This window comes from Pedobacter cryotolerans (genome assembly GCF_005116475.1).
In the GTDB taxonomy this organism is placed as follows: Bacteria; Bacteroidota; Bacteroidia; order Sphingobacteriales; family Sphingobacteriaceae; genus Pedobacter; species Pedobacter cryotolerans.
In genome coordinates, this window is the sequence record NZ_SWBO01000002.1 from 476,008 (window position 1) to 489,528 (window position 13,521).

Here is a 13,521-nt window from a genome sequence, read left to right on the forward strand (position 1 = left end):
GTCATTACGAATGCTATTTTTTACAGCATTTAAGAATCTATTTTATTACTTTACTTTTGAGAGGAGATTGCTTCGTCGTTCCTCTCCGATAAATCGGAGCAAGCTATTGCAAAACGAGCTACTGAATAAAAAAAGTCTGTTTTGGTTAGAAACAGACTTTTATAAATTATTAAGATTTTAATTAAGCTTTACTCACATTTACTGCTTGCAATCCTTTTTTTCCTTCAGCTATTTCAAATTCAACCTCATCATTTTCTTTAATGGCATCAATTCCACCATTAACATCTTTAAAATGAACAAAAATCTCCTTATTGCTGTCATAAACAATAAAACCATAGCCTTTTTCGGTGTTAAACCATTTTACTTTTCCGGTATTCATAAAATTGCAATTGTATTTATAATTTTTTTAGTTTTAGTTAATCTAAAGTTAATTATAAATCCTCAAAATCAATAAATAGTTTTAAAAATTATTTATTTGGTTGTGATGTTGTTCTTAAATATGGTTTAATCACTTGATGTCCCTTCGGAAACTTAGCTGGGATATCTTCTGTTTTAATGCTATTCATCACAATTACATCTTCTCCATCTTTCCAATCTGCTGGTGTTGCTACGCTATATTCTGCAGTTAATTGTAATGAATCGATTACTCTTAAAACTTCAGTAAAATTTCTGCCTGTAGAAGCCGGATAAACGATCATCAGTTTCACTTTTTTATCTGGCGAAATCACAAAAAGTGAACGAACGGTCATCGTTTCACTCGCATTAGGATGAATCATGTCATACAAATCTGCAATAGATTTATCCTGATCTGCAATAATCGGGAAATCAACAGTAGTCTGTTGCGTTTCATTGATATCCTTTATCCAACCATTGTGCGATTCTGGAGAATCTACACTAAGTGCTAAAACTTTTACATTTCTTTTATCAAATTCTGGTTTTAATGAAGCCGTTCTGCCCAATTCGGTAGTACAAACTGGTGTATAATCTGCCGGATGAGAAAATAGTACTCCCCAACTATCACCTAAATATTCGTAAAAATCAATATCGCCAATAGATGTTTTGGCTTTAAAATTTGGTGCGGTATCTCCTATTCTTAAACTCATTTTCTTTTAAATTAATTTACAATATTTTAAAGTTACAAAAAGCCTATCAAAACAGTAGACTATTTTTGTCAATAAAATTTATCCGTGACAAATCACTACCCAAATGTTTGTTGAATTGCTCAATCGTATAATCTGCAATCAATGGTGTATCTGCTTCATCATGCTGGTGCAAAAAGAAATAAACTTGCTGCAAGCCATTAGCTAACCATCCTTTAATTCTTACCACCCATTCATCAACCCTAGCCTTGTCAGAATCTAAATACTTTCCTCCATTGCCTACAAATCTTATAAATGCTTCGGGTGTAGGCAATTCCATGTGTAAACAATCTCTTCTTCCACTTGCATCTGTTATTGCAGCACCTTTTTGTAATTTAGCCAACATGCTAAACAATTGTTTTTTAGCATCTCCATTAAACCAATCCTTATGTCTTACTTCCACAAACACCTTTAAGTCTTTGGGTAATTTATTCAGGTAGTTTTCCAAAACCTCAATATTATTAGGTCCGAAATTATCGCTCACTTGTAAAAAGCAAGGACCTAAATACGGACCAAAAGAAGAAATAGCCTTAATGTACTCATCAGTTAAAAAATCAGTATCCTTTAACCTTTTAATGTGGGTTATCGATCTAGAGAACTTAGGGAAAAATAAAAACTCTCCATCAGTATTTGCAGCAACTTGCGCTCGCCACTTTAAAATTTGCTCTTCTTTAGGGATGCTGTAAAACACAGCGTTCAATTCAATCGAGTTAAAATGCTTTACATATTCCCCTAAAAAATCTGCTTCTTTTGTTTTTTTAGGATAAATCAAATCTTTCCATTCTTTTCTCCCCCATTTAGCACACCCCACATAAAACAATGGTTTTGCAATTTTTTTCCCCTTGCTTAAAGTTAAAGTAGTTTGCTCGCCGTCTGGTGGCAAAGTAAAATTTATTTCCGCAATTTCTTCTGGTGCTACTCTTCCAAATTCCATAATTAACTATATAAATAAAAACCCCGAACTCAACTAAAAGTTCGGGGTTTGTAAATTAAATATTTTTAGCTTAGTTATACACTTTAACCATAAAAACAAAATCTTGTATTTTTTGTACCTGTTGGTTACGCTTTAAACCTTGTAAAGCACTTCTTTTACCAAAAGCAACACGTTTACTAAGCGAATCTTGCGGAATAGCGTTTAATGCCTCCATAATATATTTAGATTTTACAGCAAAAGCTGCTCCATCAGTTTTATGCTCCTTTCCATTAATTACACCAACCACATTACCATTGTTATCTAATAATGGGCCACCACTATTACCCGGATTTACCGGAATAGCAACTTGGTAAGCTAAAGTATCGCCATTTAAACCAGTTTTAGAACTTACATAACCATCTCCTAAAACTACATCATCTTTAGGGTAACCCAAAGTATAAACCTGCTCGCCAATACCTGCCGAAGATTTTTTAATACTGTAAGGTAAAGTTCCTAAATTTTCGAAACCCAAATCGTTAATTTTTAAAATTGCAATATCATTAATTGGATCAGTATAATAAGCTTTAACTTTAAATGAAACACCTTTACTATTTTGCACATATAAAGAGTCTGCGCCTTTAATTACATGGTAATTTGTTAAGATATAACCATTACTAGAAATTGCAAAACCAGAACCGCCAAATTTAGCAGGTGCAACTGCATTAGCCTGTACTTTAGTATTAATATTTCTTATTAAATTATTTTGTGAGCTTTTAATTTGTCTAACTTCTCTATTTAAAGCTTCAAAACTACCAACTTGTTTCGACTGGTTTTGTATGGAAATAACCATAACCATTGCCAAAATTAAAAATGAAGCAGCAACGGCAATTGCCGATCTGTTGTTTCTCCAAATTCTAACAATTCTAGATGGATGAGGCCTAACCTGATCGCTCAAAGCAGCTATATCAATACCATGATGAGCAGCGTCCATACGTTCTTTAAGCAATAAAATATCAGCATATTGCTGCATCGATTCTAAAAAAACCTTATGCGCAACAACCTTATGATCAACAATTGGATCGTTGGCACGCAACTGCTCAAATGCTTTATGCTCATCGGCAGTAAGTTTACCTTTTAAGTAATCTTCAATAATCGCTTCTAATTCTATCTCGTTCCTCATTTTATGATTGAAAAAATAACTTTTTTAGTCGTTGTAAACATTTATACTTCTGTGTTTTGGCATTATCTGTATTGGTATAACCAAATTTCTCACATATATCTTGCATCGATAAATTGTGGATATAAAAATCCTCGATAATCGTTTTGCAAGGTTCGCCTAAACTTTCAAGCGCAACTTTCATTTTGTCAAATTGCATGTCCTTGTGTTCATGCGCTTCAATATCTTCATCAATTGCTAAAACATCTTCAAAATCGGCTATGTTATTCGTTTTTTTACTCATCTGTGTAAGTTTTTTCAACCAAATGCGTCGGCTAACCGAATACAAATAAGTTTTTAACTTACTACTGAGCTCAAAATTGCCGCTCTTAATTTTGTTATATAAAACAATAATCGCTTCCTGATACACATCTTTCGCATCATCTTCATCGCCATTATTGTTCAAAATAAATTGTAAAACCATCGGAAAATACCCCGTATACAACTTATTTAGCGCTTCTTCTGAGTTGTTAAGTATACCTAATACTACCTCTCTATCTGTTGGAACTGAACTGCTTAACTTAATACTCACCAATTAATACTTTTAAACGTGAATGGTAACCCAATGATAGGCAAAAAAAATATTTTTCGCTGCAAAATGACAATTTTTTAGCCTTAAAGCCATAATTAGAAAAGCAAAAACAGTAGCGTTTATTAATGTCAGTCCTGCTTTCCGTTTCAATCTTTTTGTGTTTTATTTTAGCAAAAATAAATTAGCTAAAATTCTACACCACAAAAAGTATTTACACTTCAATCAGGTTTAAACACACATTTCATTGCAAAAAACTCACAACCGTTAATACAAAAAACAAGCAATGGTAACCCCAAAAATTAAAAAATATATTTTCACAATTTTAAGGTCACCTTTTAAAAAGTTTGGCATTAACTGTAAATCAATTTATCAACCAAAATTAAAAAAAGAAACAATGAAAAACGTATTAAAATTAGGCGCATGTGTCATCGCAATTGTTATATCAGTAAGTTCGTGTGATTATTTTAGCACAAGTCAAAAAAATAATTCAAATGATACTACACAAATCGACACATCTACCATCAACACCAATAAAATAGACACTGCTAAAATAAATTCTAATCAAAAAAATGCCATTTTAGATACTTTAAAGCAATAAATAAAAATAATTTAATTTTTTATCACTTTACAGGGTTACCTTTTAAAGTTTAGGGTATTAACAGTAAATTAATTAATTATTTAAATAGAAATTAAAATGAAAAACTTATTCAAATTTGGCTTTTTAGCTTTAGCATTATCTTTATCAGTTGTAGCTTGTAATTCAGAAAACAAATCTGAAACTACTGATACTGTAGGTTCAGATACTACTTTAACTGACACTACAATCACTGATACAGTTGTAACTACTACTACTGATACTGCTGTTGTTGATTCTACTGCTAAAAACTAGTATTTAGTCAAAACATAAAAAAGGCTTGAGCAATTTGCTTAAGCCTTTTTTGATTCTAGGGCATTTTATAATGCTGCTATTCTATAAAATACCTTATAAATGTTAACTTTGCGGGCATATCAATTTTTTCAATCCAATGAATTTATCTCCGCTTCAAGCCATTTCACCAGTAGATGGTCGCTACAGAAAAACAACCGCTAAACTTGCCGATTACTTTTCTGAATCTGCACTTATCAAATACAGAATTTTTGTAGAAATTGAATACTTTATTGCGTTGTGTGATGCCAAAATACCAGGATTAGAAAATTTTGATTCTAACCTATATCCTCAATTAAAAAATATTTATTTAAATTTTAATGATGTAGATGCGCAAACTGTTAAAGACACAGAAAGCATTACCAATCATGATGTAAAAGCAGTTGAATACTTCATTAAAACAAAATTTGATGAATTAAACTTACAACCTTACAAAGAGTTTATCCATTTCGGCTTAACCTCTCAAGATATTAACAATACCGCAATTCCTTATACTTTTAAGCTAGGCTTAACTGAGGTCTATTATCCAGCAGTTGCTGAATTGGTTGAAAAAATTAGTGCTTTAGCCAAAGAATGGGAAAACGTTCCTTTATTGGCTCACACGCATGGGCAACCAGCTTCACCAACTAAATTAGGTAAAGAGTTTATGGTGTTTGCAGAGCGTTTAAACGTTCAGCTGGCTAATTTAAAAACAATACCAAACAGCGCTAAATTTGGCGGAGCAACTGGTAACTTTAATGCACATCATATTGCCTATCCAAAAACAAATTGGGTAGATTTTTCTAATAATTTCGTGAACAATGTTTTGGGCTTAAAAAGAGCTCAATACACTACTCAAATAGAACATTACGATCAATTTGCAGCACAATGTGATGCTTTAAAACGTATTAACAACATCATTATCGATTTAGACAGAGATATTTGGGCTTACATTTCTAAAAATTACTTTAAGCAAAAAATTAAAGAAGGTGAAGTGGGTTCATCGGCAATGCCACACAAAGTAAACCCAATTGATTTTGAAAATGCCGAAGGAAACGCTGGTTTGGCTAATGCATTGTTTGAGTTTTTCGCAGCAAAATTACCTATTTCACGTTTGCAAAGAGATTTAACCGACTCTACCGTTTTAAGAAATGTAGGTGTACCAATGGCGCATACTTTAATTGCAATTTCATCTACCCTAAAAGGATTAAATAAAATAATTTTAAATGAGGATGCCATCAATGCTGATTTAGAAAATAATTGGGCTGTTGTTGCAGAGGCTATACAAACTGTTTTAAGAAGAGAAGCTTATCCAAATCCGTATGAAGCTTTAAAAGCTTTAACACGTACCAATCAGAAAATAACTGCGCAAACTATGGCCGTTTTTATTGATGAGTTGGATGTGAATGATCAAATTAAAGCAGAACTGAAATTGATTACTCCTTTTAATTACACTGGAATATTCTAATGAGAGAATGATAGAATTAGAGAATGATAGAATTAATTCACTCATTCAAAATTCAATCATTCTAAATTTTCGTTTTTAATGACCTAAAATAGACAACAACTATCTGCTATTTAGAATTAGAATTAATTATTTTTGTAGCATAATTTTAAAGACATGACTATTAACGTATATACAGAGCAAACACCAAATCCGGCTACCATGAAGTTTATGGTAAATAAGCTTTTAATAAATGGTAGTGAGGATTTTGCAACAAAAGAAAGTGCAGAAGCATCTCCTTTTGCTAAAGAATTATATAAATTTAACTTTGTTAACGGTGTATTTTTTGCAAGTAATTTTGTTACCGTTACCAAAACAGAAGATGCAGAATGGGCTGATATCGAAGCTATTTTAAAAGAATTCGTTAAAGGAGCTGTAGAATCTGAACTAAAAATTAAGGATGCAACGGCAGATGAAGCACCTGCATTTGAAGGTAGCGATTTAGAGATTAAAATTCAGCAAATCTTGCATGATTATGTTCGCCCTGCGGTAGAACAAGATGGTGGTGCAATTAGCTATAAATCATTTGATGAAGGTGTAGTTACAGTAGAATTAAGAGGAAGTTGCAGTGGTTGTCCATCAAGTACGATTACTTTAAAATCTGGTATTCAAAATTTATTACAACGTATGGTTCCTGAGGTTAAGGAAGTAGTTTCGATGGCTTTATAACCCCAAACCTCCCGATAAATCGGGACAAGCTCTAAAGGGGCTTATAATTAATTGAAAAAAAAGAGTTCAGACTTAAAGTTTGAACTCTTTTTTTATGAAAAAACTATTGAAAATATTATTTAAGAGATAATTTTCTTACTTTCGCCGCCCCACTTAGCAAAACCTTATCGCAATGAAAAAGTATCTGTACGGAATAGATTTCGGCACAACCAATTCTGCATTAGCCATTTTTGATGAAGAAAAGAAAGAAATTGTTGACACCATCATCATCCCTTCATTAATTTATTTTCCTTCAATTTCACATCCCAACCAAGAGAAATATGTAATTGGCGAAACTGCAATATCTTCTTACTTGAGCGATAACATGCAAGGCAGATTTATTAAATCTATCAAACAGATTTTATCTCGTAGTAGTTTTATAGAAACTCGCATACAGAATAAAAGGTACAATGCATCTGATTTGGTAGCCTTAATTTTAAAAGAGCTGAAACAAAGAGCAGATGAAATAATTGGCTACGATTGTAAAAAAGCGGTTATCGGCAGACCAGTATTTTTTGATGATGATAATACTTTAAAGGATACCTTGGCACAAACTCGTTTAAACAAGGCAGCACAGATTGCTGGTTTTACAGAAGTACGTTTTCAGTTTGAACCCATTGGTGCCGCATTTGCGTATGAAAAAACCATCGAACAAAAAGAAAGAGTTTTAGTGGGCGATTTGGGTGGAGGAACAACAGATTTTACTTACTTGATTTTAGATCCTGCAAAAGTTGCTAATAAAGATCGAAGAGGCGATATGATGGCCACAGGAGGTGTTTATGTAGGTGGAGATAGTTTTGATTCGGCTTTTATGTGGGAGAAAGGGACACCTTATTTTGGCAAAAACACCATTTACGAAGCCACGCCTGGCAAACCATTGAACGTTCCCAAATCATTATTCGCCAATATCTGTACTTGGGATAAAATGAACTTTTTTAATGGTTTAAGAATACAAAAAGACATTGAAGATTATTATTACTATTCTGGCAATGATCCACTTTTTAAAAACTTGATTACTTTAATTGATCAAAATTTGGGTTATTCTGTATTTCAAGCGATTGAAAAAACTAAAATTGAATTATCTAATAAGGATAAAATCGATTTTGTATATCAAAAATCAGGTATTGATATTAATGAAGAAGTTTCAATTGAAACTTATGGCGAGATCATTTCGAAAGATGTGACCAGAATTAGCAATTACTTAGATGAATTTTTAGCTACCAATAACTTAGATCCAAAAAATATTGATAGTTTATTTTTAACTGGCGGAACTTCGATGGTAAAAGCAATACAAGATTTATTTAAGTCTCGTTTTCCGCATTTAAAAATAAATTCTGGCGATAACTTTAAAAGTGTGGCAAAAGGATTGGCTTACAGCGGATATTTATTTGAAGATTAAAAATGCTTTTTAATGGTAGCCAAAATCTCTTCGGTTACCATTCCATTGGTTGCCAACATTTCTCTGGTTTCTAAAAATTCAGCGCCACCACTAAAGTTCATTACTTTTCCGCCAGCTTGTTGAACCAAATAAGCACCAGCTGCAACATCATAAGAATTGAGATTATATTCAAAAAAAGCATCGAACCTACCGCAAGCTACATAAGCTAAATCTACAGCTGCAGAACCAATACGCCTTAAACCATGGCATTTTTGCATCATTTCTGTAAAAAGCTGCATGTATTGTGGCTGTTTATCAAACTGATAATAGGGAAAACCAGTAGCCAACAAACTTTGAGTTAAATTTGCATTTTTTGAAACGTGAATGGGTTTGTTGTTTAAAAATGCAGCCCCCCCTTTAAAAGTAGAAAACATTTCTCCCCTGTTTATTTCGTAAACTACACCAATAACAGGTTCATTTTCCTCGTACAAAGCAACACTTACCGCATAAGTTGGTATGCCGTGAATAAAATTTGTTGTACCATCCAAAGGATCAATGATCCAAGTATATGTTTTGTCGGTAATGTTTTCGGTATCTTCTTCGGTAATAAATCCAGACCCTGGAAGTATTTTAGATAAATTTCTTACCAATTGTTTCTCTGCATTTTTATCTACATAAGAAACCATATCGTTTAAACCTTTATATTCTATTGCATTCGCATCAAAAGCCATGGCTTCTTTACGGATAAAATTACCCGTTAAGCGTGTTGTAGCAATAACTTTGGTACAAAGCAATTCGTAGTTCATAATTAATAATTTACGTGTTTTTCTTTATTTTTAATTGAATACCCCACTAAAATACAGCCAGAAATAAACAGTATCGAAGAAATTAATTCTGCCTGAGTAAATGAAATACCTGCTACTGTATATTTAGAATTCACACGAATTAATTCGATAAAGAAGCGCTCTAAACCGTTAAACATTAAATAAATACCGAACATCATTCCCGGCAGGTTAATTTTTTTACGGATATTCCATAAAATTAAAAAGATGATAAAAGCCAATATTACTTCATAAATTGGCGTAGGATAAACAGGTTGAGCTAACTCATTACAATATTTACCAACGCATCCCGCAATCGGATTACCCTCGTTTGCCACGTTATTTGGGTAGGTATATGCCCAAAGCCAATCTGGCAACCAAGTAAATGGTTTAGGATTTAAGTTTGGTATTCCCCAATCGCCATCTCCAGATAAGTGACAACCAATTCTACCAACACTGTAAGCCAACATCATTCCTGGTCCGCCCACATCAAGCATGTGTAAGGGTTTTATCCCATTTTTATACGCGATATATAAAACAGCAGCCCCACCACAAATTAAACCTCCGTAAAATGTTAAACCACTGAAAGATAAAAGTCCGCCGATTGGATCTTGAATAAAAGTATCCCAATGCTCTAAATTATCGAATATTTTAGCGCCTAAAAAACCCCAAACTGCTGCCCAAACAATCATATTGCTCATCAGCTCATGCGGACGAACCGTTACTTCAACCGTTTTTGGTTTAGGCAATTTTGCTTTTTCCTTCTCCTTATAATCCCAATAGGTAAATAATGCAGCCAATGCCAAACCACCTAAAATATTCCCTTTAAACGATAGAATTACTGTTTGCGCATCGCTTACAAACAATTGGTAGTTTAGTAAGGCATAAATCAATTTATAGCCAATAATAAAGCCGAAAAATGCATTTGATGCCAATTCGCCAAAAGATGCTGGCTCGCCAATGGTAATTGTTCTTTTTGTAGGTTTAAGAATTCCTAAGGCTTCTTTACGTTGTAATTCTTTACTAAATGCCCAATAACCAGCTACGAAAGCCAATGCTACAAATACGCCAAAAGTATTAAATGGAAGTGGTACATCTATACCAAATAAGTAGTTTAAAAAGTGCGAAACGGTAGGAAACATATTTATAAGTTTAGGCGAAGATAATAAAGAAAGCTGAAAGACTAAAGCTTAAAGACTAAAGGTGAAAGTTGGGTAGTTTGGGAAGTTAGAAAGTTGGGTAGTTGGGAAGGTAGAAAGTCGAGAAGTTGGAAAGATTTGAAGTTGCGAAATTAATGACCAAATACCTAAGAAAAAAAACTAAAGTCTAAAGCTTTAAATTAAACGAAAAACAATTTAAACTAATGACTATAAACCGTTTCCAATTCAGCCACTTCAACTTCTCCATCAGCCAGTAATTCTACTAACTTCACGTTTTTAAGCTCGTTTACCATTATAGGATCGTATTTAGCTTTCACTTTTACATAATTTTTAGTGAAACCATGCATAAATCCATTTTTTTGGTCGTCTTCAAAAAGCACTTGTGCTGTAGAACCTATTTGAGATTGATAAAAAGCTCTTCTTTTTTTATCAGATAAGATGTGCAGCATTTTATTTCTTTCGAAACGCGTACTTCCAGCAACTTTACCTTTCATTACAGCAGCTTCTGTTTGCTCACGTTCTGAATAGGTAAATACGTGTAAATAAGAAATAGCTAACTCGTTTAAAAACTGATAAGTATCTAAAAAATCTTCTTGGGTTTCGCCAGGAAAACCTACAATAACATCAACACCAATACAGCAATTTGGCATTACCTCTTTTATTTTTGCCACACGTTCGGTGTACAGTTCACGTTGGTAACGTCTTTTCATCAAGCCTAAAATTTTATTAGAACCTGATTGTAATGGAATATGAAAATGAGGAACAAAGCGTTTTGAAGTAGCCACAAATTCAATGATTTCGTTGCTCAATAAATTCGGTTCTATAGATGAGATACGAATACGTTCAATTCCTTCAACTTCATCTAAAGCTTTAACCAAATCGAAAAATTTATCTTCACGCTGTCCATCTCTAATACCAAAATCGCCCAAATTAACACCCGTTAACACGATTTCCTTAACACCACTTGCTGCAATCTGTGTAGCACGATTAACCACGTTTTCGATGGTATCACTCCTACTTCCACCACGTGCCAATGGGATTGTACAATAGGTACAAGGATAATCACAACCATCTTGTACTTTTAGAAAAGTTCTAGTTCTATCACCAATAGAATAGGCTGCAACAAAATTATGGTTAACTTTTTCTATATTTTGTTGGTGAACAACTGCCTTCGGATTTTTAGTCAAATCTGAAATAAATTCAACAATTCTGAATTTCTCTGCAGCACCTAAAACCATATCAACACCTTCAATTTCGGCTATTTCTGTAGGTTTTAATTGTGCATAACACCCAACAATGGTTACATAAGCATTCGGCGAATATTTAAGTGCTTCTTTAACAACTTTTCTGCATTTTTTATCAGCATGATCGGTTACAGAACACGTATTGATTACATAAACATCTGCACCTGCTGTAAAATCTACCACAGCATAACCTGCATCGGTAAACAAACGACCAATTGAGGAGGTTTCTGAGAAATTTAGCTTACAGCCAAGTGTATAAAATGCAACTTTTTTCATTGAGGTTGCAAAGATAAGAATTAGATGTGAGTAATAAGATATGTGATTTGAGACTGAAGAGAAACCTTACAATTAAATGTGAGATTTTAGAAGGTTTATTTTTCTTAGTTGAACAACGAATTATTTCATATATTTGTTTCACTTTAGTGAAACTTTATCAATTTTGCATTGTGGCTAAAATTCAAAAATATAGAAAGATAATATTTTTCAGAAGTTACTTTCAAGATTTCTTCGACAAACAAACATCAAAAGTAAAAGCTAAAATTGTTTGGACTTTTGAATTAGTTGAAGATTTACAAAGAGTTCCAGAAAATTATCTTAAACATATTGAGAACACAGATGGACTTTATGAAATCCGTGTGCAAATAGGAAGCAACATTTTTAGAATTTTCTGTTTTTTTGAACAAGGCCAACTAATTGTGTTGGCACAAGGATTTCAAAAGAAAACACAGAAAACACCAAAGAAAGAAATTGAAATGGCCTTAAAAATTAAAAGAGAATATGAAAACAGTAAATAAAAATCTGACAACCCTTGAAGAATTTAAAGAAAAAAATTACGGAAAGATCGGCACAAAAGAACGTGATGAACTTGAAACTGGCTATGAAAATTTCAAAATTGGTGCTCTAATTCAAGATACGCGATTGGAAATGGGAATGACACAAGAACAACTTGCACAAAAAGCAGGAACTTCAAAATCTTATATCTCAAAAATTGAGAATAACATAAAGGAAGCTAGAATTTCGACACTACAAAAAATTATCGAGCTTGGTTTTGGCGGACGCTTAGAATTAAATATTAAAATCTAACAAACTTAATTCTGATATTTTAGTTAACACCCAATGAACTAATGAGCGATTGAACAAACGAACTACTCTTCATTCCAACGGTAGCTATCTTGTTCTAAACCTGCTAAATCAATAACTCTACTAATTACCGTATAAGCAACATCTTCAATTGTTTTGGGTAAACTGTAAAATGATGGACTAGCTGGGCAGATAATTCCACCAGCTTCGGTAACCGTTTTTAGGTTGTTGATATGAATTAAAGAGTAGGGCGTATCTCTTACCACTGCAATCAATTTTCTTCTTTCTTTTAAAATTACGTCTGAGGCACGCGAAATTAAATCGTTAGAAATTCCATGGGCGATGCGACCTAAAGTACCCATAGAACAAGGTACAATAATCATCGTGTCATATTTGGCAGAGCCGGATGCAAACGGAGCATTAAAATCCATTTTATGGTAAAAATTGAATGGATAGTTATCATAATCTTCGTTACCTAACTCAAAACGCCATACTTCTTTCGCGTTATCAGACATTACAACACCAACTTTTTCAATTTGATCTGATAGTTTAACCAAATTATCAAACAAAACTTTTGCATAAACAGAACCACTGGCTCCGGTAATGGCAACGATGATTTTTTTCTTCCTATTCATAATGTTTGTTCAAATATACGATAGAAAAAGAAGATTGGATTAATCTATCCATCTCTGAAATAAATGAAAATTAGCAATTATTTTTTACCCAATTCCTAAAATCATCTGCAGAAACAGACATGGTATCTAAATTAGTTTTTACATGCGCAAAAGGAATTTCTTTCTCAGAACCACGGAATGTAATTGACATTATACAACCTGGACAGCGCCATTTATCGTGAGATGTTCCCTTTTTTGATTTAAAAGTACATCCTTTCGACTTGAGAAACTTTTCCCAGCACTTAACT

Annotated in this window: 16 protein-coding genes; 7 read left to right on the forward strand and 9 right to left on the reverse strand. The window is 33.1% G+C overall.

The window, feature by feature from the left end; translation table 11 throughout:
- Positions 1 to 181: 181 nt before the first annotated feature.
- From FA045_RS05225 to FA045_RS05245, 5 genes are all read right to left on the reverse strand, one after another.
- The gene (locus tag FA045_RS05225) at positions 182 to 379 is read right to left on the reverse strand and encodes a cold-shock protein (protein WP_136875181.1); all 198 of its coding nucleotides are present in this window, start codon (positions 377 to 379) and stop codon (positions 182 to 184) included.
- Between the two features lie 88 nt (positions 380 to 467).
- Positions 468 to 1,103 (reverse strand): peroxiredoxin, encoded by a 636-nt coding sequence (locus tag FA045_RS05230; RefSeq protein ID WP_136875183.1) that lies wholly within the window; start codon positions 1,101 to 1,103, stop codon positions 468 to 470.
- A 46-nt stretch (positions 1,104 to 1,149) separates the two neighbouring features.
- Positions 1,150 to 2,073 carry a DUF72 domain-containing protein gene (locus FA045_RS05235; RefSeq protein WP_136875185.1) on the reverse strand — a complete coding sequence of 308 codons (924 nt, stop codon included), beginning with the start codon at positions 2,071 to 2,073 and terminating at the stop codon, positions 1,150 to 1,152.
- A 70-nt stretch (positions 2,074 to 2,143) separates the two neighbouring features.
- Entirely contained in the window at positions 2,144 to 3,232 is a 1,089-nt protein-coding gene (locus FA045_RS05240) for a S1C family serine protease (RefSeq protein ID WP_136875187.1), read from the reverse strand.
- 1 nt (position 3,233) lies between these two features.
- Entirely contained in the window at positions 3,234 to 3,800 is a 567-nt protein-coding gene (locus FA045_RS05245; protein WP_136875190.1) for an RNA polymerase sigma factor, read from the reverse strand.
- A 394-nt stretch (positions 3,801 to 4,194) separates the two neighbouring features.
- Here FA045_RS05245 and FA045_RS05250 point away from each other — a divergent pair, with 394 nt between their 5' ends.
- From FA045_RS05250 to FA045_RS05270, 5 genes are all read left to right on the forward strand, one after another.
- Positions 4,195 to 4,398, forward strand: a complete 204-nt coding sequence (locus FA045_RS05250) for a hypothetical protein (protein ID WP_136875192.1) — start codon at positions 4,195 to 4,197, stop codon at positions 4,396 to 4,398.
- Between the two features lie 96 nt (positions 4,399 to 4,494).
- The gene (locus tag FA045_RS05255; protein ID WP_136875194.1) at positions 4,495 to 4,689 is read left to right on the forward strand and encodes a hypothetical protein; all 195 of its coding nucleotides are present in this window, start codon (positions 4,495 to 4,497) and stop codon (positions 4,687 to 4,689) included.
- A 136-nt stretch (positions 4,690 to 4,825) separates the two neighbouring features.
- Complete coding sequence (purB, locus tag FA045_RS05260) at positions 4,826 to 6,172, forward strand: adenylosuccinate lyase (RefSeq protein ID WP_136875196.1); 1,347 nt, start codon at positions 4,826 to 4,828, stop codon at positions 6,170 to 6,172.
- A 153-nt stretch (positions 6,173 to 6,325) separates the two neighbouring features.
- Positions 6,326 to 6,877 carry a NifU family protein gene (locus FA045_RS05265; RefSeq protein WP_136875198.1) on the forward strand — a complete coding sequence of 184 codons (552 nt, stop codon included), beginning with the start codon at positions 6,326 to 6,328 and terminating at the stop codon, positions 6,875 to 6,877.
- Between the two features lie 172 nt (positions 6,878 to 7,049).
- Positions 7,050 to 8,315 (forward strand): Hsp70 family protein, encoded by a 1,266-nt coding sequence (locus FA045_RS05270; RefSeq protein ID WP_136875200.1) that lies wholly within the window; start codon positions 7,050 to 7,052, stop codon positions 8,313 to 8,315.
- Here the strand turns inward: FA045_RS05270 and FA045_RS05275 are convergent.
- The 3 genes from FA045_RS05275 to mtaB all read right to left on the reverse strand — a co-directional run bounded on the left by FA045_RS05275 (position 8,312) and on the right by mtaB (position 11,795).
- Entirely contained in the window at positions 8,312 to 9,100 is a 789-nt protein-coding gene (locus FA045_RS05275; RefSeq protein WP_136875202.1) for an inositol monophosphatase family protein, read from the reverse strand. The two genes, FA045_RS05270 and FA045_RS05275, sit on opposite strands and share 4 nt — an antisense overlap.
- A gap of 2 nt (positions 9,101 to 9,102) precedes the next feature.
- Positions 9,103 to 10,257, reverse strand: coding sequence for a prolipoprotein diacylglyceryl transferase (locus FA045_RS05280; RefSeq protein ID WP_136875204.1), 1,155 nt, complete (start codon positions 10,255 to 10,257; stop codon positions 9,103 to 9,105).
- Between the two features lie 218 nt (positions 10,258 to 10,475).
- On the reverse strand, positions 10,476 to 11,795 hold the full coding sequence (mtaB, locus tag FA045_RS05285) for a tRNA (N(6)-L-threonylcarbamoyladenosine(37)-C(2))-methylthiotransferase MtaB (protein ID WP_136875206.1): 1,320 nt from the start codon (positions 11,793 to 11,795) through the stop codon (positions 10,476 to 10,478).
- Positions 11,796 to 11,965: 170 nt separating this feature from the next.
- Between mtaB and FA045_RS05290 the strand changes: the two genes are divergently transcribed.
- Positions 11,966 to 12,313 (forward strand): type II toxin-antitoxin system RelE/ParE family toxin, encoded by a 348-nt coding sequence (locus FA045_RS05290; protein WP_205943098.1) that lies wholly within the window; start codon positions 11,966 to 11,968, stop codon positions 12,311 to 12,313.
- A complete protein-coding gene (locus tag FA045_RS05295) occupies positions 12,297 to 12,602 on the forward strand; it encodes a helix-turn-helix domain-containing protein (protein WP_136875208.1) in 306 nt (101 codons plus the stop codon). Before FA045_RS05290 ends, FA045_RS05295 begins: the two co-directional genes overlap by 17 nt.
- Before the next feature lie 62 nt (positions 12,603 to 12,664).
- On the opposite strand, the gene FA045_RS05300 is transcribed toward FA045_RS05295, so the two are convergent.
- Positions 12,665 to 13,234 (reverse strand): UbiX family flavin prenyltransferase, encoded by a 570-nt coding sequence (locus tag FA045_RS05300; RefSeq protein WP_136875210.1) that lies wholly within the window; start codon positions 13,232 to 13,234, stop codon positions 12,665 to 12,667.
- Between the last annotated feature and the right edge of the window lie 287 nt (positions 13,235 to 13,521).